The 20,170-nt window shown below is 69.8% G+C and carries 19 protein-coding genes; 8 read left to right on the top strand and 11 right to left on the bottom strand.

Going from position 1 to position 20,170, the window contains the following annotated elements; genetic code table 11:
* Window positions 1-139: 139 nt before the first annotated feature.
* Both C468_RS08095 and C468_RS08090 read right to left on the bottom strand, forming a co-directional pair.
* Complete coding sequence (locus C468_RS08095) at window positions 140-673, bottom strand: DUF5815 family protein (RefSeq protein WP_008848400.1); 534 nt, start codon at window positions 671-673, stop codon at window positions 140-142.
* Window positions 674-732: 59 nt separating this feature from the next.
* Window positions 733-2,955, bottom strand: a complete 2,223-nt coding sequence (locus C468_RS08090) for a CDC48 family AAA ATPase (protein ID WP_008848399.1) — start codon at window positions 2,953-2,955, stop codon at window positions 733-735.
* 228 nt (window positions 2,956-3,183) lie between these two features.
* On the opposite strand from C468_RS08090, the gene C468_RS08085 reads away from it, so the two are divergent.
* A complete protein-coding gene (locus C468_RS08085; RefSeq protein WP_049912136.1) occupies window positions 3,184-3,378 on the top strand; it encodes a hypothetical protein in 195 nt (64 codons plus the stop codon).
* A gap of 54 nt (window positions 3,379-3,432) precedes the next feature.
* Here C468_RS08085 and C468_RS08080 read toward each other — a convergent pair whose 3' ends face one another.
* The 5 genes from C468_RS08080 to C468_RS08060 all read right to left on the bottom strand — a co-directional run bounded on the left by C468_RS08080 (window position 3,433) and on the right by C468_RS08060 (window position 7,475).
* The gene (locus tag C468_RS08080) at window positions 3,433-4,533 is read right to left on the bottom strand and encodes an ATP-NAD kinase family protein (RefSeq protein WP_008848398.1); all 1,101 of its coding nucleotides are present in this window, start codon (window positions 4,531-4,533) and stop codon (window positions 3,433-3,435) included.
* A 217-nt stretch (window positions 4,534-4,750) separates the two neighbouring features.
* Window positions 4,751-5,446, bottom strand: coding sequence for a competence/damage-inducible protein A (locus tag C468_RS08075; RefSeq protein WP_008848396.1), 696 nt, complete (start codon window positions 5,444-5,446; stop codon window positions 4,751-4,753).
* 38 nt (window positions 5,447-5,484) lie between these two features.
* Complete coding sequence (locus C468_RS08070) at window positions 5,485-6,252, bottom strand: DUF5803 family protein (protein WP_008848395.1); 768 nt, start codon at window positions 6,250-6,252, stop codon at window positions 5,485-5,487.
* 3 nt (window positions 6,253-6,255) lie between these two features.
* A complete protein-coding gene (locus C468_RS08065) occupies window positions 6,256-6,951 on the bottom strand; it encodes a DUF2110 family protein (RefSeq protein ID WP_008848394.1) in 696 nt (231 codons plus the stop codon).
* Window positions 6,951-7,475, bottom strand: a complete 525-nt coding sequence (locus C468_RS08060) for a transcription factor TFIIE subunit alpha (RefSeq protein ID WP_008848393.1) — start codon at window positions 7,473-7,475, stop codon at window positions 6,951-6,953. Before C468_RS08060 ends, C468_RS08065 begins: the two co-directional genes overlap by 1 nt.
* A gap of 198 nt (window positions 7,476-7,673) precedes the next feature.
* On the opposite strand from C468_RS08060, the gene C468_RS08055 reads away from it, so the two are divergent.
* Both C468_RS08055 and C468_RS08050 read left to right on the top strand, forming a co-directional pair.
* Window positions 7,674-8,546, top strand: a complete 873-nt coding sequence (locus tag C468_RS08055; protein ID WP_008848392.1) for a universal stress protein — start codon at window positions 7,674-7,676, stop codon at window positions 8,544-8,546.
* A gap of 60 nt (window positions 8,547-8,606) precedes the next feature.
* The gene (locus tag C468_RS08050) at window positions 8,607-9,623 is read left to right on the top strand and encodes a hypothetical protein (RefSeq protein ID WP_008848391.1); all 1,017 of its coding nucleotides are present in this window, start codon (window positions 8,607-8,609) and stop codon (window positions 9,621-9,623) included.
* Window positions 9,624-9,651: 28 nt separating this feature from the next.
* Here C468_RS08050 and C468_RS08045 read toward each other — a convergent pair whose 3' ends face one another.
* Window positions 9,652-11,133: a PAS domain-containing protein gene (locus tag C468_RS08045; RefSeq protein WP_008848390.1), complete on the bottom strand. Its 1,482-nt coding sequence runs from the start codon at window positions 11,131-11,133 to the stop codon at window positions 9,652-9,654.
* A gap of 72 nt (window positions 11,134-11,205) precedes the next feature.
* Here C468_RS08045 and C468_RS08040 point away from each other — a divergent pair, with 72 nt between their 5' ends.
* Window positions 11,206-12,684, top strand: a complete 1,479-nt coding sequence (locus C468_RS08040; RefSeq protein ID WP_049912135.1) for an ATPase domain-containing protein — start codon at window positions 11,206-11,208, stop codon at window positions 12,682-12,684.
* 6 nt (window positions 12,685-12,690) lie between these two features.
* On the opposite strand, the gene C468_RS08035 is transcribed toward C468_RS08040, so the two are convergent.
* Window positions 12,691-13,377, bottom strand: a complete 687-nt coding sequence (locus C468_RS08035; protein WP_008848388.1) for a tRNA (cytidine(56)-2'-O)-methyltransferase — start codon at window positions 13,375-13,377, stop codon at window positions 12,691-12,693.
* Window positions 13,378-13,545: 168 nt separating this feature from the next.
* Here C468_RS08035 and C468_RS08030 point away from each other — a divergent pair, with 168 nt between their 5' ends.
* Both C468_RS08030 and C468_RS08025 read left to right on the top strand, forming a co-directional pair.
* Window positions 13,546-14,595, top strand: a complete 1,050-nt coding sequence (locus tag C468_RS08030; protein WP_008848387.1) for a phosphoribosylaminoimidazolesuccinocarboxamide synthase — start codon at window positions 13,546-13,548, stop codon at window positions 14,593-14,595.
* 78 nt (window positions 14,596-14,673) lie between these two features.
* The gene (locus tag C468_RS08025) at window positions 14,674-15,390 is read left to right on the top strand and encodes a DUF47 domain-containing protein (RefSeq protein WP_008848386.1); all 717 of its coding nucleotides are present in this window, start codon (window positions 14,674-14,676) and stop codon (window positions 15,388-15,390) included.
* Between the two features lie 103 nt (window positions 15,391-15,493).
* Here C468_RS08025 and C468_RS08020 read toward each other — a convergent pair whose 3' ends face one another.
* Both C468_RS08020 and C468_RS08015 read right to left on the bottom strand, forming a co-directional pair.
* The gene (locus C468_RS08020; protein WP_008848385.1) at window positions 15,494-16,051 is read right to left on the bottom strand and encodes a diadenylate cyclase; all 558 of its coding nucleotides are present in this window, start codon (window positions 16,049-16,051) and stop codon (window positions 15,494-15,496) included.
* Window positions 16,052-16,285: 234 nt separating this feature from the next.
* On the bottom strand, window positions 16,286-18,982 hold the full coding sequence (locus tag C468_RS08015; protein WP_008848384.1) for an AAA domain-containing protein: 2,697 nt from the start codon (window positions 18,980-18,982) through the stop codon (window positions 16,286-16,288).
* Between the two features lie 90 nt (window positions 18,983-19,072).
* Between C468_RS08015 and C468_RS08010 the strand changes: the two genes are divergently transcribed.
* Complete coding sequence (locus C468_RS08010) at window positions 19,073-19,411, top strand: hypothetical protein (protein WP_008848383.1); 339 nt, start codon at window positions 19,073-19,075, stop codon at window positions 19,409-19,411.
* Window positions 19,412-19,474: 63 nt separating this feature from the next.
* Window positions 19,475-20,026 (top strand): hypothetical protein, encoded by a 552-nt coding sequence (locus C468_RS08005; protein WP_008848382.1) that lies wholly within the window; start codon window positions 19,475-19,477, stop codon window positions 20,024-20,026.
* The last annotated feature ends 144 nt before the right edge of the window (window positions 20,027-20,170 follow it).

Here is a 20,170-nt window from a genome sequence, read left to right as displayed (position 1 = left end):
ACGTCTTACGTACGGTCCCCGAATATATATGGTTCAGTGAGACAACAGTCGGACGAGCGTCTGACACGAGGGGCGTAGCGTCGAGGGTCGGCTGTCTGAGCCGGCCTCCGGTGGATAGTGAAAAGAAAGCGGGGCGAACTCAGGCGTACGGGTCCTCGGCCTCGAGGTCGCGCTCGGCGCGGTACTGGTCGACGAACTCGTTCACGTCGAACTCGACCATCTCCGCTTCGAACGCCGAGAGCGCCTCGTCGTCGTCGGCGTGGCTCACGGCGTGTTCCATCAGCTCGACGACGAGCTCGACGACGATCTCGTGAAGCCGGCGGGAGTCGAACTCCGTCACCCACGCCATCGCGTACCCCACGTCGGCGTTCTCGCTGGCGTCGTGCGCGACGACGGCCTCCGGGAACTCCTCCAAGACCACGCCGAGCAGGTGCGGCGTGTCGAACTCCGGCATCTCCTCGCTGGTCGTCTCGATCGCCTCGCGGAGCACGTCGACCAAGAAGTCCGGGAGGAACCGCTCCGGGGGGTGCACGTCCATCACGACCGCGTGCGTCTCGCCGCAGTCGCACTCGAACTCGCGCATCCCCAGGTCCAGCTCGCCGGACGCAATCGTCTGCCCGCACGGCAGCTCCAGCGTGTTCTCGTCACCGCCGGGGACGCGCGGCTGGGACATACCCCTCGTTGGTCGCTGGCGGGGTTAAAAGGCGCGGAACGGGACGGACGCCGCGAGCGTTACTGGAACCCGATCTTCCCGCCGGTGTCGCGGATCGCGTTGCCGCTGCCGCCCTTGAACTGCTCTTCGACCTCCTCGTAGTACGCGAGGATGTCGTCGTTGATCGTGGGGCGGACCGACTCCAGCGCGCGCCGGAAGTGCTTCATCTCGACCTCCTCCGCGTCGTCGTCGTCGCGCAGCGCCTCGATGGCGGCCTCGCGGGCGATCCCCTCGAGGTCGGAGCCGACGTAGCCGTCGGTGATCTCGGCGATCTCGCGGAGGCTCACGTCGGGCGCGAGCGGCGTGTCCTGCGTGTGGATGTCGAGGATCTGCTCGCGGCCGCCCTGGTCCGGCTGCCCGATCATCACGAGCCGGTCGAACCGGCCCGAGCGCAGCAGCGCGGGGTCGATCATGTCGGGGCGGTTGGTGGCGCCGATCACCATCACGTCGCCCATGTCCTCGAGCCCGTCGAGCTCGGTGAGCAGCTGGTTGACGACGCGCTCAGAGACGTTGTTCCCCATCTCTTGGCCGCGCGAGGGCGCGAGGCTGTCGAGCTCGTCGAAGAAGATGATCGTCGGGCTCACCTGCCGGGCCTTCCGGAAGGTCTGCCGGATCGCCTTCTCAGACTCGCCGACCCACTTCGAGAGCAGCTGCGGCCCCCTCACCGAGATGAAGTTCGCGTTCGTCTCGTTGGCGACCGCCTTCGCCATCAGCGTCTTCCCGGTGCCGGGCGGGCCGTACAGCAGCACGCCCTTCGGGGCGTCGACGCCCATCCGATCGAACTTCTCCGGGGAGGTGAGCGGCCACTCCACCGACTCCTGGACCTGCTGTTGGGCCTCGTTGAGCCCCCCGACGTCGTCCCACGATATCTTCGGGAGCTCGACGAGCACCTCGCGCATCGCGGAGGGCTCGACCTCCGTGAGCGCGCCGGAGAAGTCGTCGCGCTTGACGATCATCCGGTCGATGAGACTCGGCGGGACCTCCTCGTCGTCGAGGTCGATCTCGGGGAGGTAGCGCCGGAGCGCCTTCATCGCGGCCTCCTTCGTCAGGCTCTCGATGTCGGCGCCGACGAACCCGTGCGTCTCGTCGGCGAGGTGGTCGAGGGAGACGTCGTCCGAGAGCGGCATCCCGCGGGTGTGGATCTGGAGGATCTCCTTGCGGCCCACCTCGTCGGGGACGCCGATCTCGATCTCGCGGTCGAACCGCCCCGGACGGCGGAGCGCGGGGTCGACGCTGTCGACGCGGTTGGTCGCGCCGATGACGACCACCTGCCCGCGCGTCTCGAGCCCGTCCATCATCGTCAGCAGCTGGGCGACGACCCGGCGCTCGACCTCGCCGGTCACGTCCTCGCGCTTGGGCGCGATCGAGTCGAGCTCGTCGATGAAGATGATCGAGGGCGACTCCTCCTTCGCGTCCTCGAAGATCTCCCGGAGCTGCTGTTCGGACTCGCCGTAGTACTTCGAGATGATCTCCGGGCCGGCGATGGAGAAGAACGACGCCGAGGTCTCGTTGGCGACGGCCTTCGCGAGCAGGGTCTTCCCGGTGCCCGGCGGCCCGTGGAGCAGGACGCCCTGCGGCGGCTCGATCCCGAGCTTCGAGAAGATCTGCGGGTGTTTCATCGGCAGCTCGACCATCTCGCGGACGCGCTGGATCTCCGACTGGAGCCCGCCGATGTCCTCGTAGGTGATGCCGCCGCCGGTCTTCTCGAACCCGGAGATCGGCTCCTCGCGCAGCTCGACCTCGGTGTCCTCGGTGATCAGGCAGACGCCGTCGGGTTCCGTCTCGACCGCGATCAGCGGGATCGCCTGCCCGGGCGACCGCATGAACGGGTGGTTCGTCGAGGACATCACGGGGACGATGTCGCGCTCGACGACCGGCCGCTTGAGGATCTGGCGTTTCACCATGCCGGCGGCGTCGGAGCCGAACTGGACCGACGCCTCCTCGGGCGGGGCCAAGACGAGCTTGTCGGCCTTCTCGGCCTCCGCCTTCCGGATCGTCACGCGCTCGCCGATACCGACGTCGGCGTTCTGCCGGGTGAACCCGTCGACGCGGACGGTGTCCGTGTTCCAGTCCTGGCGGTCGGCGCGCCAGACCTTCGCGGCGGTGGTTTCCGCGCCCTCGATCTCGATGATGTCGCCGGGCGAGAGCTTGAGGTGCAACAGCGTGTCAGGGTCGAGGCGGGCGATGCCGCGTCCCGAGTCGTTCGGGTACGCCTTCGCCACTTCGAGTTGGACTTCGTTCATGGTTCCTCGCGGGGGTTGTCCGTAACTCCACCCGGTTCGGGAATAAGCCTGTTGCCCCGGTCGACGACGCCGGATCCCTCGGGGGATCCGGGCGGCGCGGCGATCTGTGTCATCATATAGCACGGTACGGCGTCCGTATTTAAAACGCCGTCGCATGGGTGCGTTTTCGCCGTCTTCACGGACCGGCCTCCCCGGTCGATTTTTACCCGTTCGGCGCCAGGTCCGCCCGTGTTTGACTCCCTCTCCGAGCCGATGCGGATGCTCGTCTCGCGGCTCGCCGTCCTCGCGGTCGGCGTGCTCGTCGGCGTCGCGCTGTACGCGCTCGGCGTCGCGGGCCCCGTCGTCGTCCCGGTCGCGGCGGTCGCGGCGATCGTGGCGGGCGAGGGCTATTTCGCCGTCGCGGGCGACGGCCCCTCGACGTGAGCTCGGAGCCCCCGATTCGGACGTTCGAAGCGCGTCCCGCGATCGGCGGCCGCCTCACACGATCTTCATCATCCGCGTCTCGAACTTGCCGACGCGGACGCGCACCCACCCGGCGAGCTCCGCGTCAAGGTCGGGGTCGTCGGTGTCGACGCGGAGCGCCCGCACGTCGTCGAGCTTCGTCCGCGAGGCGACGATCCGCAGGTCACAGCGCCGGATCACCGCCGGCGACAGCTGCGGGTTCCCCCGACCGAAGACGAACCCCTGTCCGCCGATCGGCGAGACGACGATCACGTTCTCCTCGCCGAGCGCGTCGAGGATCTCCGCCTCGGTGCCGTCACGGACCACCACCGCCCCGTCGCGCCACACGTCGACGCCGATCGGCGACGGCTCGAACCCCAGCTCCGCCTTGATCTCGCCGACCGTCGACCCCGGTCCGAGCACGAAGGCGACGCCCTCGCCCTCCCGCTCGCGAATGTCGGCCGCGACGCCCTCCGCGAGCGACTCCACCGTCCCGCTCGCGGTCTGTTTCGACGACTGGAGGTCGTCGGCGACCGGGACGCGCGCGACCGCCCGGAGCTCCGGGTGGACCTCCCCCTCGCGGTAGGCGTCCTCGTCGATGTCCACCACCTCTCGGCGCTCGGTGCGGGAGAAGGAGGCCGCGACCTCGGCCGCGTCCTCGGGGGAGACGGCGAACACCGACGAGTACACCTTCACCCCCGCGGGGACGCCGAGCATCGGGGTCTCAGCGTCGGTCCGCTCCAAAGCCGCCCCCACGTCGGCCGCCGTGCCGTCGCCGCCGACGAACAGGACGAGGTCCACCGGGTCGTCGCCGCCGACGAACGCCTCGACGACGCACGCGGTGTGTTCCGCGGTCGTCTCCGTGGTGTCGGGCGCCGCGCCGTCGAACGGGTCGACCACGCGGACCGGCTCGAAGCCGGCCTTGCGGACCAGCCGCTCGCCCATGGGGTCGGCGGCGGTCGAGACGCGGGCCTCGGGCGCGACCGCTGCGAGCCGCTCCAGCGCCCGCCGCGCTCGGTCCGGCGCGCGGGGCTCCGCGCCGCGCGCGACCGCCTCCGCCACCTTCCCGTCGGTGCCCTTGAGCCCGACGCGGCCGCCCATCCCGGCGACCGGGTTCACAACGAATCCGACGTGCATGTCCGGTCCTTCGGCGGCGAGCCCTTAAGCGGGACGCGTCTCGCCGCCGGAAGATCAATATTAAGACGCCCCCAGAACAAGCGCGACCTATGCTACTCGAAGCCGCCCCGGTCGAGCCGCTCCCGATCGACGCGACCGCGACCGCCGTGCTCGTCGCGAGCCTCGTGATCACCGCGCTGTGGGTCGTGTACCTCTACCGGTAGGGTTCGGGCCGCTCTCAGTTCTCCGGATCGGTCAGCTCCGACCGCTCCCGCACCCACTCGGCGGCGCGCTCCGCCTCATCGGCCGTCGTCGCCGTGATCTTCACCCGCACACTCTCGCCGGGGTAGGACCCGACGCTCACGTCGAACGCCTCTTGAAGCTCCGTGAACCGCTCTAGCAGCTCGCTCTCCGGCTCGTCCACGTCGACGGTGACGGTGTGGGTCTGCGTCCCCTCGAACTCGTCCGCGATCAACTCGAACATCGCCTCCATCTCCGCCGGGACGCCCGGGAGGACGTACGCCGACTCGACGACGGCGCCGGGCGCGACGCCCGCCTCGTTGGGGAGCGGCCGGCAGTCGGCCGGGAGGTGGGTGGTCTCGGCGACCAGGTCGTCCGCACTGTAGCCCCGCTCGGCGAGCCAGTCCGCGGCCTCGTCGTTGGCGACGAGGTCCCGCCCGAAGGCGGCCGCGACCGCTTCCATCGTCACGTCGTCGTGCGTGGGTCCGAGCCCGCCGGTGACGATCACGGCGTCGTACTCGGCGTGGTACTCGTTGATGACGCGCGCGATCTCGGCGATCTCGTCCGGAACGACCGTCACCCGGCGGACCGTCACGCCGCGGGCGTCGAGCCGGCCGCAGAGCCACGTCGCGTTGGTGTTCTCGGTGTCGCCGACGAGGAGTTCGTCCCCGACGGTGACGATTGCGGCGTCCATACCCGCACAAGGCGACGCGCACTGAAAAAGGGCTACAGTTACTCCTCGTCGTCTTCGTAGACGCCGAGCCCCATCTGCCGGCGCCGCTCGCGGAGCTCCTGCAGCTGACGCCGGAAGTACGCCGTCCCGACGACCGCGGCGACCGCGGCGATCGCGAGGATCACTCCGAAGACGAGCAGGTCCGTTTCGCGGTACGACTGGACCACGACCGACCCGCTCGTGACGGAGTCCCACGTGATCCGGTCGCGACCGTCGACCGTCTCGATCTCGTGGTCCCGGGGCGACACGTGCCCGACGATGGGGAACTCGGTGCTGAATCCGGGCGGAAGCGTCACCGCGTACGACCCCTCGACGTAGGTGAGTGTGGTGAAACGGCGGGGCGACCCGGACGCGGAGATGGCCATCCGGCCGCCCTCCATCTCGTCGCCGAACCGGACCCACGTCTCGTCTGGGGTGCGCTCGACCTCCCCGCCGCGGGCGCGGAACTCGGTCCCGTTCACGACCTCGCCGTCGGGGTACTGGTACCGGAACGCCTCGAACTCGAAAGGCTGGTCGCCCGCGTACGGGGTCTGTCGGTAGAACCGCACCTCCTCGACGCCGGAGACGTTGTACACTGCGGTGTACTGCGTCCCCGTCGACAGGTTGATCTCTGCGTCGCGTTCGGTCGCGAAGTCGTACTCCTGGGGCGGCTCGGCGTCGAGCGTCTCGTTCGCGACGTCGCCGCCGTCGTTGATGTAGGTGAGACAGCCGGCGCTGAGGGCCAGCAGCGCAACGACCGCGATCGCGAGGGCGAAGCGTCGGTTCACGGCTCAGACGACGCAGCGCATCTCGGCCGGGAGGTACGAGCCGATAGCGGCCAACAGCCCCGGCGGGTCGGTGTCTTCGGTGCAGACGACGCTCTGCTCTAAGAGCCCCAGTCGCTCGACCGTGACAATGTCCTGCGCGTGGCCCGCGCGGTTCACGGTCGCCCGGACCTCGCCCCGGGTCGCCGAGTTGACGTTGAGGCGGCCGTCCCCGCGCTGCCAGTCGTACAGGCGGTCGCGCTCGGCGTCCGCCAGCCGGCTCGGCTCCGCGTCGGGGTCGCCGACGTCGCCGCCGTAGATGAACCGCACCGGGAGGTGCTGGACCAGCCCGAACCGCTCGACGACCTGGTCGGGCGAGCCCCTCCCGAGGCCGATCTCGTCGGCGGGGATCCGGACGTCCACGCCGGCGTCGAGGACGAAGCCGTCGTCGTCCCACGACTCGAGGGTGCCGACGTACTCCTCGCCGGCTTCCAGCCCGTCGTCGTGGGCGACGATCTCGCCCCACGTCTCCGCGAGGACGTTGCGGGCGACCGCCGCGTCCTCGCCGGTCACGTCCACCTGGACGAAGTCGTCGTCGCGGACCCCGACCTGCCAGTCGACGGCGAGCTCGCCGACGTCGTTGGCGACCAGCGAGTCCATCCCGTCGAGCGCGCGGTCGCGGGCGTCCCCCTCGACGGAGCACTTGGTTGCAAGGACGACCATCAGCCCGTCACGTCCACGTTGAGCTCGTCGCGAAGCTCCTCGACGCGCTGTCCCATCGCCTCGCGGAGCCGGTCGTTTTCCATCGCCTCGACCGGGGAGCCGCACTCCGGACACTCGAAGCCGAAGTCCATCGCCTCGCCGAACTCGAAGCGGATCGAACACACCTCACAGAGGTAGAACTCGTGGGTGCGCTCGTACTCCTCGCGCTCCTCTAAGGCGTCGAGCAGGCGGTACATCTCCTCCTCGAGGTTCTCCGGGATGTTGTCGTAGTGGAACGTCCAGAGGTACGTGAGCCATCCCGAGTCCTCGTCGCGCACCCGACGATAGGTGGCGAGGTCGTTCTCGTACAGGATGAACAGCGCGCGTCGGACGTCGTTGAGCTCCAGTCCGAGCTCCTCCGCCAGCTCCTCGTCGGTGACCTCGCCGTCGGGCGGCGCGGCCGCGACCGGCATCCCCGTCGGCCCCACCAGCTCGTGGAGGTACTTCTGGATGACGGGGTCGTTCAGTAGATCCTCAAAAGCCATTACGTGGATCTGGTGGAGGAACCGGGTTAAAAGCTCCGGAAGGAGCGGTCGCCGCTGACGACGAGTGCGAACTCACGGGCTGTCGGGAAGCGGGCACCCGCCGCGAACCGCCGCGGATCCGAGCGCCGAGACACGCCCCCTCGTTCCGGCCCTACCTGTTGGTCTAAATTCATAACGTCTCGACTCGAAGGGGAACGTATGTACAGCGAGATACTGGTGCCGACGGATGGGAGCGCTGCCGCGAAGACGGCGGCTGAAACGGCGCTGAACCTCGCACGGCGCTTCGACGCCTCACTCCACGCGATCACCGTCGTCGAACGCGAGATGTCCCCGGCTGACGTCGAATCGGAAGTCGTCGAGGAGGTGACTCGACGCGGAGAGAAGACGCTGGCGACACTCAGGGACCAGGCGGCGGACGCCGGCGTGTCGGCGACGACACGGGTCGTGGAGACCGCCGGCCCGGTTCATCAGACGATCACCGACTACGCAAGAGACCACGATGTGGACCTGATCGTGATGGGAACGCACGGGCGAACGGGGTTGAACCGCCTCGTCCTCGGGAGCGTCACTGAGCGGACGCTCCGCACCTCGCCGGTGCCGGTCCTCACCGTCCACGAGGACGTCGCGCTCGACCCCGACTTCGAGACGGTCCTCGTGCCGACCGACGGAAGCGACGCGGCGAGCGTTGCCGCGGATCACGGCGTAGCTATCGCGGAGACGGCCGGTGCGGCGATGCACGTCGTCCACGCCGTCGATCTCCTCCCCCTTTCGGGAGATTTCGGTAGCGCCGAGGTGCTGACCGCGTTAGAGGACGCGGGTCAACGGGCCGTCGACGACATCATCGGCCGAGCCGAAACTGCGGGGCTGCGGTCGGTAGAGGCGTCGGTTCTTACGGGAACGGCCGCCCGAGCCATCTTGGACTACGCGGAGGAACGCGATGTCGACCTCATCGTGATGGGAACGCACGGTCGAACCGGGCTCGAACGGTACTTCCTCGGGAGCGTCACCGAGAAGATCGTCCGCGTCGCCAACGTCCCCGTCCTGACCGTCTCGCCGCCCGAAGCGCGATGAAGTAACGCCCCGGACCGCCTCCGGCAAAGCTTTACCTCGGCTGTGACACGAGAGGGTCGTATGGCATCGACCGGCGACGCGGCAGCGGGAGCGGCTGACCCGGACCCCTCCGGCTCCCCGTCGGGAGGGTCGCGAGTCCGTCGGGCCCTCGGCGCGATCGCCCTGCTCTCCGTCCCCGTCCTGCTCGCCGGCGTCCCGCTCGTCCCCGTCGCCGCCCTCCTCGGCCCCGCCGGCCTCGACCTCGCCGGCCCGGGCGCGCTCGGCGGGCTCCTCGCCGCGGTCGTCGTCGGACTCGGCGGGTCCGCCCTCCTCGGTCCGGCGGTCGTCGACCGCCGGATCCCCCGGCTCCCGGAGGCCGAACTGGACGACCGCCCCGCCGACTTCGTCGCCGACCGCGTCGCGACCCTCGCCGAGGAAGTCGGCGTCGACGCCCCCGAGGTGACGGTCGTCCGCGCCGACGCCGCCAACGTCGCCGTCGCCGACGGCCACCGCGGCTCGCGGCTCGTCGTCTCGACGCGGCTGCTCTCGCTGCCGAAGGCCGACCGCGACGCGGCGCTCCGACACGCGCTCGTCCGGCTCCGGACCCGGCAGGCGCTCGTCGCGACCGCGCTGCTCCCGGCGCTCGCGGCGGTCGAGACGGTGGCCCTCCTCGCGACACTGCTCGTCGGGCGGCGCGGCGACCGCACAGCGGCCGACCGCCGCGTCAACCGGATCCACGGGTACGAGCCGGAGCGCGACCGGGTCCCGTCTTGGGCGTACGCGGCCGCGGGCGTCGCGCTCTGGCTCCTGCTCCTCCCGGCGTGGGTCCCGGCCGCCGTCGGCGACCGGCTCTACGTCGCGGGCGGGCGCCGGGACGCCGACGGGGCGGTCGCCCGTGTCGGGTCCGCCGAGCGCGACGGGCTCGGCAACGCGGTCGCGTTCGCCAGCGACGCCGCCGGCGCAGCCGACTGGCCGCCGCTCCTCGACCGCCTCTCACTCGTCTCGATGGCGGACGCCGAGACCGGTCGCGTGCGGGGGACGAGCCGACAGGAAGCGCGGGCGCGACTCGCGCGGCTCCGGTCGAAGCGGTCGCTGTAATCGGTCCCTCCCTCGGCGGCCCGCGCGGTCAGGGGTCCGCCGGAACGGCCATCCGGAGGAGCGTGCCGCCCGATTCGAGCGACTCCACCGAGAACTCGCCGCCCGCCTTGCTCACGACCCAGTACATCAGCCAGATCCCGAGCCGGTCCGCGTGCTTCAGCGACGTCTCTCCCCGATCGAGGACGTGGGTCTCGTGTTCCGGGATGCCCGGGCCGTCGTCCTCGATCTCGATCTCGATCCACTCCTCGTCGCCGCGCTCGACGCGGATCCAGACCCTCGGGCTCGGGGCGTCGTTGTGCTTGACCGCGTTCTCCACGGCCTCGTCGATCGCCGTCTGGATCCCCACCACGCTCACGGTGAGGAGGTCGTCGTCCGGGAGCGAGAGGTCGAACGTCGCGTCCGGGTACCGGTCGCTCATCTGACTCAGCAGCTCGGAGAACCGGTCACGCAGGTTCACGGTGACCCCCTCCGCCCCGCCCTCCGAGAACGTGTGATCGATCTTCCGCACGGTCTCCGCGATCCGCATCAGGTCGTCGGTCGTGTCCGCGACCACATCGAGCGACCGCCGGCGTTCCTCCTCGTCGGGCTCGGCCCGCAGGAGCTCCGTGTACCCCTCGATGAGGTTCATCTTGTTCCGGAGGTTGTGGTTGAGGACCCGCCCCATCACCTCCAGCCGGCGCTCGCGGAGCTTGCGCTCCGTGATGTCCGTCTGGAACCCGACGTAGCGGATCACCGCGCCGGTCTCGTCGCGGATCGGCGCGACGGTGAGCTGGTTCCAGAACTTCTGGCCGTTCGCGCGGTAGTTCAGGATGTCGACGGATACCGGCCGCTCGTCGTCGATCGCCTCTCGGATCGTCGCCACCGTCTCGGGGTTCGTGCCCTCTCCCTGAAGGAACCGGCAGTCCTTCCCCAGCATCTCCGGGCCGTAGCCGGTGAGCCGTTCGAACTCCTCGTTGACGTAGGTCAGCGGTTTGTTCTCTGACCCCGGCTCGGCGAGGGTGATCCCCACGGGGGCCTCGTCCATCGCCCGCTCCTTCTCGCGGAGCTCCTCGACGGCCGCCTCCAGCCGCCGCTCCCGGTCCGCGAGCCGGAGCGCGGTGCGTCGCCGCTCGACGAGGTTGGCGACGCGGGACCGGAGCGCCCCCCGCTGTACCGGGAGTTCGACGACGTCGTCGACGTGTTCCCACGGGTTCCGCGCGGCCTCACCGCCGGCGTCCGGCACCAGCAGCACGAAGGGGAGAAACACCGGCTCCGCGCGCTCGCGTCGCCGGTCCACCTCCTCGACGGCCCGGTCGAACGCCCGCGCGTCGAGGACGCAGCAGTCGAACGCCGCGTCGAGCGCCGCCGGCTCCGTCGCCGTCTCGATTCGGTATCGCTCCCCGAGCGTCTCGGCCACCAGGTCGCGGTCGCGTCCCGGCCGCATACAAAGCAGGACGCGGGCCTCGCCGTCCGGAGCGGACGATCCCCCGGAGGGTACACCGGTGTCGCTCCCCTCGGAGTCGAAGGCCATGTCTCATAGGGCAGAGCACGCGGCCACTAAGAGTTACCCATTTATTAACTACCCCGCGCCCGCAGTGGGCGTATGTCAACACCACTACCCGAGCGGGTGTCGACCGGCGTGGCGGGGCTCGACGAGATCCTGTCGGGCGGGCTCGTCTCGGAGCGGAGCTACATGGTCCGCGGTCAGGCCGGCAGCGGGAAGACGATCCTGAGCTTCCACTTCCTGCAACAGGGCGTCGACGAGGGGGAGACGGCGCTGTTCATCAACCTCGAAGAGGACGTCCGCGACCTGAAGGCGAACGCGGCCGCGCTCGGCTTCGACACGGACGCGATCGAGTTCCTCGACCTGAGTCCGAGCGCGGACGTGTTCGTCGAGGAGGAGTCGTACGAGGTGTTCGCGCCCGCGGAGGTCGAGCGGGAACCGCTGACAGACAGGATCGTCGAGGGCGTGACCGCGGTCGACCCCGACCGCGTCGTCGTCGACCCGTTGACCCAGCTCCGCTTCCTGCTGTCCGACGACTACCAGTTCCGGAAGCAGGTGGTCGGGTTCATGCGCTTCCTGAAAAACCGGGCGGCGACCGTGCTGTTCACCGTCCAGAACACCGCGTCGCTGCCGACCGACGACCTCGAGTTCATCACGGACGGGACGATCCGGCTGGACGCGGCCGAGTACGGCAAGACGGTCCGCGTGCCGAAGTTCCGCGGGTCGGCGACGCAGAGCGGCGAGCACGCCTACCGCATCACGGACGCTGGCATCGTGGTGTACCCGGCGCTCCAGCCCGGGCAGCGCGAGGGCGACGCCGAGTTCGAGCAGATCTCGTCGGGGATCCCGGAGCTCGACGAGCTGCTCCACGGCGGCATCGAGCGCGGGACGGTGAGCATCGTGAGCGGGCCGACCGGGGTCGGGAAGACGACCCTGAGCACGCAGTTCATGAAGGAGGCGGCGGGACGGGGGGAACGCTCCGTCATCTACCTGTTCGAGGAGAACAGGGAGACGTTCCTCACCCGGTCGCGGGCCATCAACATCCCGGTCGACGAGATGCTGGAGAAGGGGACGCTCCAGGTGACCGAAGTGGAGGCGCTGGAGCAGTCGCCACAGGAGTTCGCGCGAATGGTCCGCGAAGAGGTGGAAGAGCGGGGCGCCGACATCGTCATGATCGACGGGATCTCCGGGTACCGACTGACGCTGCGCGGCGAGGGGGACATGATGCTCCAGCAGATGCACGCGCTCGGGCGCTACCTGAAGAACGCCGGCGTGACGGGGATCCTCGTCGACGAGACCCGAAACGTCACGGGGGAGTTCCAGGCGACGATGGAGAACGTGAGCTACCTCGCGGACAACATCGTGTTCCTCCGTCACCTCGAGGTGGAGGGCGAGCTCCGGAAGGCGATCGGCGTCCTCAAAAAGCGGACGAGCGACTTCGAGCGGACGATCCGCGAGTTCCGGATCACGGAACACGGCATCGTCGTCGGCGAGCCGATGTCGCGGCTCCGCGGTATCCTGAGCGGCACGCCCGAAGTCGTCGACCGGGAGGAGAAGCGGAACGACTGCGACGAGTAGCCCGAGTCAGTCCCGGGCTCCGGTCCCGGGATCATCGCTGTCCTCGGTCCCGGGATCATCGCTGTCCTCGGTCCCGGGATCATCGCTGTCCTCGGTCCCGGGATCATCGCTGTCCTCGGCGTCGTCGGCGTCGATCACCGTCTTCCCGGTCGCCTCGGGCATCACCCGTCGGTCCGCGTCCTCCCACTCCCGGTCCAGCTCCGCGCCCTCGAACAGGCGGTCGAGGAACACCGCGAGCCCCGCGACCTCGGAGTGCGGCTGGTTCGTCACGCCCACGTTGAAGTCGGCGCGCTCGTACAGCGCCCAGGGCACCTTCTCGCCGCCGACCACGACGAGGAGGTCGCGCGGCGTCGACGCCCCGCCGGTCGCGTCCGGACCGCCGATCCCGACGGCCTCCCGGACGTCTCCCTCCACGTCTTGGACGCGCTCGCCGTACATCGTGAGGTGGGCGACGACCCCCTCGAAGTCCCGGACGATCGCCTGCTGGTCGTCGCGGAGCTCGACCGCGAACGGGCCGCCGAACCGGTCGGTGATGTCCCGCACCGTCTCCGCTGACTGCCCGGCGTTGTCGGGGAAGATCACTCGGTCGGCGCCGAGCGCTCGGGCCGTGAGCCCGACGTGCGTCGTCATGCGGTCGTCGCGTCCCGGTCGGTGGCCGTACCGGAGGACGACGACCTCGCGCGCATCGTGCATACCGGCGGTGCGCCCGCGAGCGGCGTGGTCCTTTCGATGCTGGCTCGTCGGCGACACCCGGTCGCAGCGAACACGGCTACCCACGGATGTGGATCGTTTCCCAAAACGGACGCGAGAGGTGACCACGTAAGTGAAAGATTCATGGGGAAGGCGGTCGCCCGTTGCGGTATGACGAGCGTCAAGGAGTTCCGCGTCGACGAGGCCGCGACCGCCGATGGGCTGGGTCGGGGGCGGTTCGTCTTCACCGACGCCTACTCGGTGTTCGACTGGGGGCAGATGCCGGACGCGATCCCGCGGAAGGGCGCGAGCCTCTGTGCGATGGGTGCGTTCAACTTCGAACTGCTGGAGGCCGCCGGGGTCCCGACCCACTACCGGGGCGTGACAGACGCGAACGCGGGCGAGACCGTCTCCCTCGCCGACGCGAGCGCGCCGCCGACGGAGATGGCGATCGACCTGACGCAGGTCCCCGACCTGCCTTACGAGGGCCCCGACGCGGGCTACGACTACGACGCCTTCCACGCCGCGGGCGGCGACCACTACCTCGTCCCGCTGGAGGTCGTCTTCCGGAACCGGGTCCCGGTAGGGTCCAGCCTCCGGCGCCGCGCCGACCCCGCCGACTTCGGGCTCGACGCCGAACTCGGCATCGACGCCGACGACTGGCCGGACGAGCCGGTCGACCTCCCGGAGCCGGTCGTGGAGTTCTCGACGAAGTACGAGCAGCAGGACCGCTACCTCGACCGCGCCGAGGCCGACCGGATCGCGGGGAGCGCCGACGTCGACGCCCTCGAATCGCTCGCGCGCGACGTGAACCGGGTCGTCACCGAGCGCGCCGAGGCAACCGGGTTCGTCCACGAGGACGGGAAGATCGAGTGCCTGTACGCGGACGGCGAGCTGCGCGTCGCCGACGTGGTCGGCACCTTCGACGAGAACCGCTTTTCGTACGGCGGGCGCGGGATCTCGAAGGAGGTCGTCCGGCAGTGGTACAAGGCGAACGACCCCGGGTGGGTCGAGGCCGTCAAAGCGGCGAAGGAGGCGGTCGCGGACCGCGACATCGACGACTGGCGCGAGCTCTGCGAGCCGGCGCCCGACCCGCTCCCGCCGGCGGTCGTCGAGGCGGTCTCCGAGCTGTACGCGGCCGGGACGAACGCCTACACCGACCGGCGGTGGTTCGACGTGCCCGACGTCGAGTCGGCGCTAGACGCGGTCGACGGGCTGTAGAGAGAACGCCCGGCAGAACCCTCACGATCGACAAAACGCGAGGGAACCTCTTTACCTCCGACGCGCGTGGGTCGGCGTATGGCCACCGACGCCGACTTCGGGGAACAGCTCGAAACCCAGACCGCCGCGTACCTCGATCGGATCGACGACTGCGTCGCCCTCCTGCCGCGGGCCCTCGACGAGTACGCGGGCGACGGTCCGTACCGCGAGACGATCGACGAAATCGCGGCGATCGAGAGCGAGTGCGACGAGTTGGTCCGGGAGATCACCGCGACCATCACCAACGCCGGTCCGGACGACATCGGGCTGTTGAACACCCGGATCAACTTCAACGAGTCCGCGCTGCTTGACTTCTACAAGGAGCTCGACGTGGTCGCGAACCACACCGAGCGGATCGTTCAGGAGGTGGTCATGATGCGGCCCGACGCCGACGGCGACCCCTTCCGCGACATGCGGGAGATGGCCACCCGAATCGTCGAGATGACGGCGGTCCTCGGCGACGTGGTCGAGGGGTTCGTCCGCGGGCTCGCCCGGAGCGACGCCACCGAGACGCTCACCGAGGGGATCGAGGCGATACGCGACCTCGAGAGCGAGTGCGACGAGCTGCGCAACGACGCCATCGCGACCGCCTTCGCCGACGACGCGGTCGACCAGCCGCTCGTCTACCGCGAGCTCGCCATCCTGCTGGACGAGCTCGCGAACACGATCGAGGACCTCACGGACCGGATGGTCGTCATCGCGAGCAAGGAGCCGGGGATCGTCACCGAGGCGACCCCCGAGGCGGACGGGGAGTAGAGGCCGGACGGCTCCGCTGCGATCCGCTATGTCAGACGACGCGGCGTAATACTCGGCGTACCGACCGGGGCGTACCGACCGGGGCGTGTTGACCGAGGCGTCGCTACTGCTCGGGTCGCCACCGGCCGCCGATCTCTTCGCGGGGATAGTCCTGAAACGTGCCGTCGAGATAGGTGGTGACGCGGCCGTCCTCCTCGCTGAGCGTGATCGCCCACAGGACGTTCTTTCGGAGCGACGTCTCCAGGGCACTCATGTGTTTGGTCCCCATCCAGTCGGGGTACTTGAGCTCCGCGACCCCCGACACTTCCGCGTGGTGGGGGCTCCGAACCCGAACCATCTGCTTTTGGATCGTCCCGTCTCCGGTCACGATGATAGCGCCGTCCCGGCTGAACGCGACGTCTTCGGCGACCCGCCGAAACGCCTCTGGCGAGTCGTGGACGATCTTACACCGGTCGGTCGGCCAGATGTTCTCTCCGAGCGGGTCGGTGTACTCCTCGAAGTCGGTTTCGGCGACGACCAGAAAGTACAGACTCGGACCGCTCACGTACTGGTCGTTCCACTTGTCGAACTCTATGCTCAGTGTCTCGGCCACGTACCGGATCTGGTCCATGAGATCCTGGCTGGTGGCGTACTTTTTCAAAACCCGATCGAGCTCTTCCATTCGTCTCTCCTGACATTATGGGCCGGACAGTGTTAAACTCTCCTCGGGCCGAATTCGCCTCGCCGTTGCGCTCGGCCGCCGTATTCGGGAGGCCGCTCCTCTCAGCTCCCGAGTAGGTTTCGGCCGGACGCGAGACGGCGTTCCCCTTACCGAGCGACACCGGACCGGGGTGAGACGTCCGTCGAACGCCGACTCGCCGTCACCGGCGAGGCGATGAGCCGGGGCGTCGACCGCCTACCGCCGCGCCCAGTCGAGCAGGCGCGCGTAGAAGGGGTCGGAGCCGAGCGCGCCGGCGTCGCCGACCAGCGTCAGCTGCTTTTTCGCCCGCGTGAGCGCGACGTTCATCCGCCGGTGGTCCTCGAAGATCGGCCCGTCGAGGTCGCCGGTCGCGACCAGCGAGACGACGATCACCTCCTTCGAGGAGCCCTGGAACCGGTCGACGGTGTCGACGGTGACCGCGGTGCGCCGGCCGATCTCCGCGACCTGCGCGCGGAAGGGCGCGATGACGCCGACGTCGTCCGGGTCGACGCCGGCGGCGAGGTACGCGTCGACGACCTCGGCGACGCGCTCGGCCTCCCGGACGTTCCGGTTGCCGTCGCGGCTCCCGCCCGGGTCGACGGAGCTCACGCCGCCGGCGAGCCCCTCCGGCAGGTCGGCGGGGTCGACGCGGAGGTCGCGGAGGGTCTGGCCCGCCACCTCGGGGGTCGCCGGGCGGAGCGCGCCGTCGTAGAACTCCGCGGAGGCGAACGCCTGGATGCGCTGGCTCATCCGGTACTGGCGGTCGAGCATGACGCTCGCGTCGGGGTACGCCTCGATGAGGCGCTGGAAGAGCGACGTTTGGAGGTCGTTCTCGGCGCGCACGACCGGCGGGAGCTGCTCGTGGTCGCCGACGAGCACGAACCGGTCGGCGCGGTTGATCGCGGCGTGGGTGCCCGGCTCCGTGAGCTGGGAGGCCTCGTCGACCAAGGCCACGTCGAACTCGCACTCGCGCAGCACGCGGGAGCCGCAGGCCGCGGTCGTGGCGGCGACGACCGGCGCGTCGCGCAGTTCCGCGGCCTTCGCGTTCGGGTCCCCGCGCTGGACGAGCCGCACGTCCTGCATGTCGCCGCGGACGCCGGTTTTCGTCCCCACGCGGAGCACGTCGTCAAAGCCCTGATCCCGGAGCGCCTCGAGTGCGTTGTCGACCGCGCGGTTGGTGAACGCCGAGAGCAACACGCGGTTCCCCTCGGCGACCAAGGCGCGGATCGCCCGGGCGATGGTGTACGTCTTCCCGGTGCCCGGCGGGCCGTGGATCAGCGCGCAGTCCTCGGCGTCGACGGCGAGTTGGACGGCCTCGTTCTGGGCGTCGTTGTTGTCGATGTAGGCGTCGGGGGCGACTGTGGAACGGTCGGCGGCGCCCCGAAATTCGGGCTCGCGCCGCCCGAACAGCACGTCCTTGCGCGCGTCGCTCCCTTTTAAGATCGCGTCGTGGAGCGCGGTGAGCGAGCGGTCGACCGAAATCTCGGAGGGGTAGACGTCGAGCCGTCGGAGCTCGACCGGCTCGTCGGTCTCGACGACGACCTCGTCGCCGCCGAGCGCGGTGATGCGACCGAGCTCGCCGTGGCCGGTCACGGGGTCGCCGTCGCTCGCGAGCGCCACGTCGCCCTCGCGGAGCTTCGAGACGGCGTCGCCCGGCTTGCGGGCCCGGAGCTCCCACCGGGCGTCGTCGATCTCGGTCTGCGAGACCGGCTCCAGGTCGATGAGCGCGCGGTCGTCCGCGGCGCGCTCCTCGGGCGTCTGCTCCCACAGCTTCCGATACTCGGCGTGGGTCTCGCGGCGCTCCTCCTCGAGGGCAACGTAAAAGCGGTCGAAGTAGTCGCGCTCCTCGTCCGGAACGGGGGTCCCGACGGACCCCGCCTTCGACTCCTGGTCCAGGCGGCCGGAGACGACCATGCAGGTGTCCTGCTCGAAGCAGTACTGGCACTTCGCGTCGGCCTCGTACCCCGTGGGGACGGTGGGGCGCTCGCCGGGGTCGTTGAGCGCGCGCCACTCCATCGCCGCGAGGGCGTTGCGCTCGCGGACGACGAACTCCAGCAGGCCGCGGCCCACGGAGAACTCCTTGGCCGGCGCCAGATCGCCGGACGCCTCGTTGCGGTCGAGCGCGGTGTTCTTCGTGTACAGCAGCGTCCCGATGTCGGGGTCGACGCCCCGCTCCTCCAGCATGAGCGCGTAGCAGGCCGCCTGGATCTTGTCGTGGAAGCGCGGCTCCCGCTTCGTGTTCTTCCCGGTCTTCAGCTCCACGGGGGTCCCGCGGCGGAGCGCGTCGGCGCGTCCCTTCAGGCCGAACGTCGGCGAGATGAGGGTGAACTCCGACCGCCACGTGTCCTCGTCGGTCAGCGTCCCCTGCGAGAGCCACCCCTCGATCGCGGCCGCGTTGCGGCGCACCTCGTCGGCGACCTCCGCCGGCTCGTAGCCCAACAGCCCGAGTTCGAGCCCCGCCTCCTCGACGCGGTCCGCGACCGAGTCCTCCAGATCCATCCCGCGGAGCAGGTCACCGAACACCTCGTGGACGACCGTCCCCTTGACGACGGGGTAGTTCAGGGGGATCCCGGAGAGCTTATTTAAGTAGTACATCCGCGGGCACTGCACCCACGACCGGATCCCGGTCACGTCGACGAGGAAGTCCGGCTCTAACACGACCCACGAGTCGCCGGTGGTCGCGTACCCCGTCTCGCCGGCGAACTCGTCCTCCTCGGCGTCCGTGACCAGCAGCTCCATGCCCGGCTCGGCGTGCTCGGCGGTCTCGGTCCACTTCCCCCACAGCGTCACGTCGACCGGGTCGCCCGCGCCGCGGTCGGGGCGGATCCGCAGCTCGCGGAGCTCGCGGTCGCCGTACGACGTCGACACCGTCCGCGCCTCCCCGACGGAGAGGATCGGCCCCCGAACGTTCACGGCCGTCATCCGCGGCGGCCTCGAAAAACGCTGTCGGTGAACTCGGCCGCGTCCGCGACCATTTATAAGCGCACGCTCGAACGGTCCGGCATGGCCGACTCGATCCGCCGCTACGGGCGCCCCGCGGTCCTCGTCATCGTCCTCTCGCTCGCGGTGCTGTCCGCGCTCAGCGGCGTCGCCCGACTGGAGACGCAGGGGCTCGCCGCCTTCGGCGACGTGATCGTCAACGGCTACATCGCGGCGCTCGTCGTCTGGGGCGTCGCCGTCGAGGGGTTCGACACGGACCGGTTCCGGGCCGCGCTGTACGCCGGGCTCGTGCTGTGGGGGGTCGTCGACGTCGCGGTCGGCGCCGTCACGCCCTTCTCCGTCGTCTTCCTCGTCGCCGGCGCGGCGCTGCTCGCGCGGCTGTGGTACCGCTCCCGGCGCTGAGCGCCGCGAGGGGCCGAGCCGACCGACACGCTCAAGCGCGCTCGTTTATAAGTATCCGCCGACATGCGCGTGCGAGACTGGGACGACATCCTCGCCGACGTCGCGAGCGACTCGACCGACCCCGACGGCTGGCGCGCGGTCGCCGGCTCCAGACGCGAGGGGCTCGGCGAGGACCTCTACTTCGGCCACCCGAGCGTCGGCGTCTACCACCTGAAGACGTACGCGAAGAACCCCCGCGACCTCCGCGGAGTGGGGACGAAGATCGCCCGTCGGGTCGACGACGAGCTCGACCCCCTGCTCCCGGGCGAGGAGTCGCCCGGGCGGTTCGCGGTGCAGTCGCCGCCGGCGGACGAGGAGCAGGCGAAGGACGCCGCGACGCGGCTGCGCGAGACGCTGAAGGTCCACGCGGAGGCGCCGACGAGCGCCGACCACCTGTTCGAGGACGTGATGGAGGCGATCGACTCCCCGGCGTTCGGCCCGATGGACTACGAGTTCGACGGGCGCCCGGACGAGCTCGACGAGCTCTCCGACACCTTCGAGGAGGCCGAGGAGCTGCTCTCCGCCGAGCTCGAGGACCTGATCGACGAGGACGACGTGGACCGCGGGTTTCACTGACCGGGTGTTTATATATCGGAGTGTGGCGTTGCCGGCGGGTTTTTATCCGTAATCGACGACTCAGCGGTGAATCCCTTCAAAGCCCCAGCCGCTCGGCCGTACGTGGCCGACGTCTCAGCGGTGAATCCCTTCAAAGCCCCAGCC

This window comes from Halorubrum kocurii JCM 14978, from assembly GCF_000337355.1.
Lineage (GTDB): Archaea > Halobacteriota > Halobacteria > Halobacteriales > Haloferacaceae > Halorubrum > Halorubrum kocurii.
This window is presented reverse-complemented; position numbering and strand designations above follow the sequence as displayed.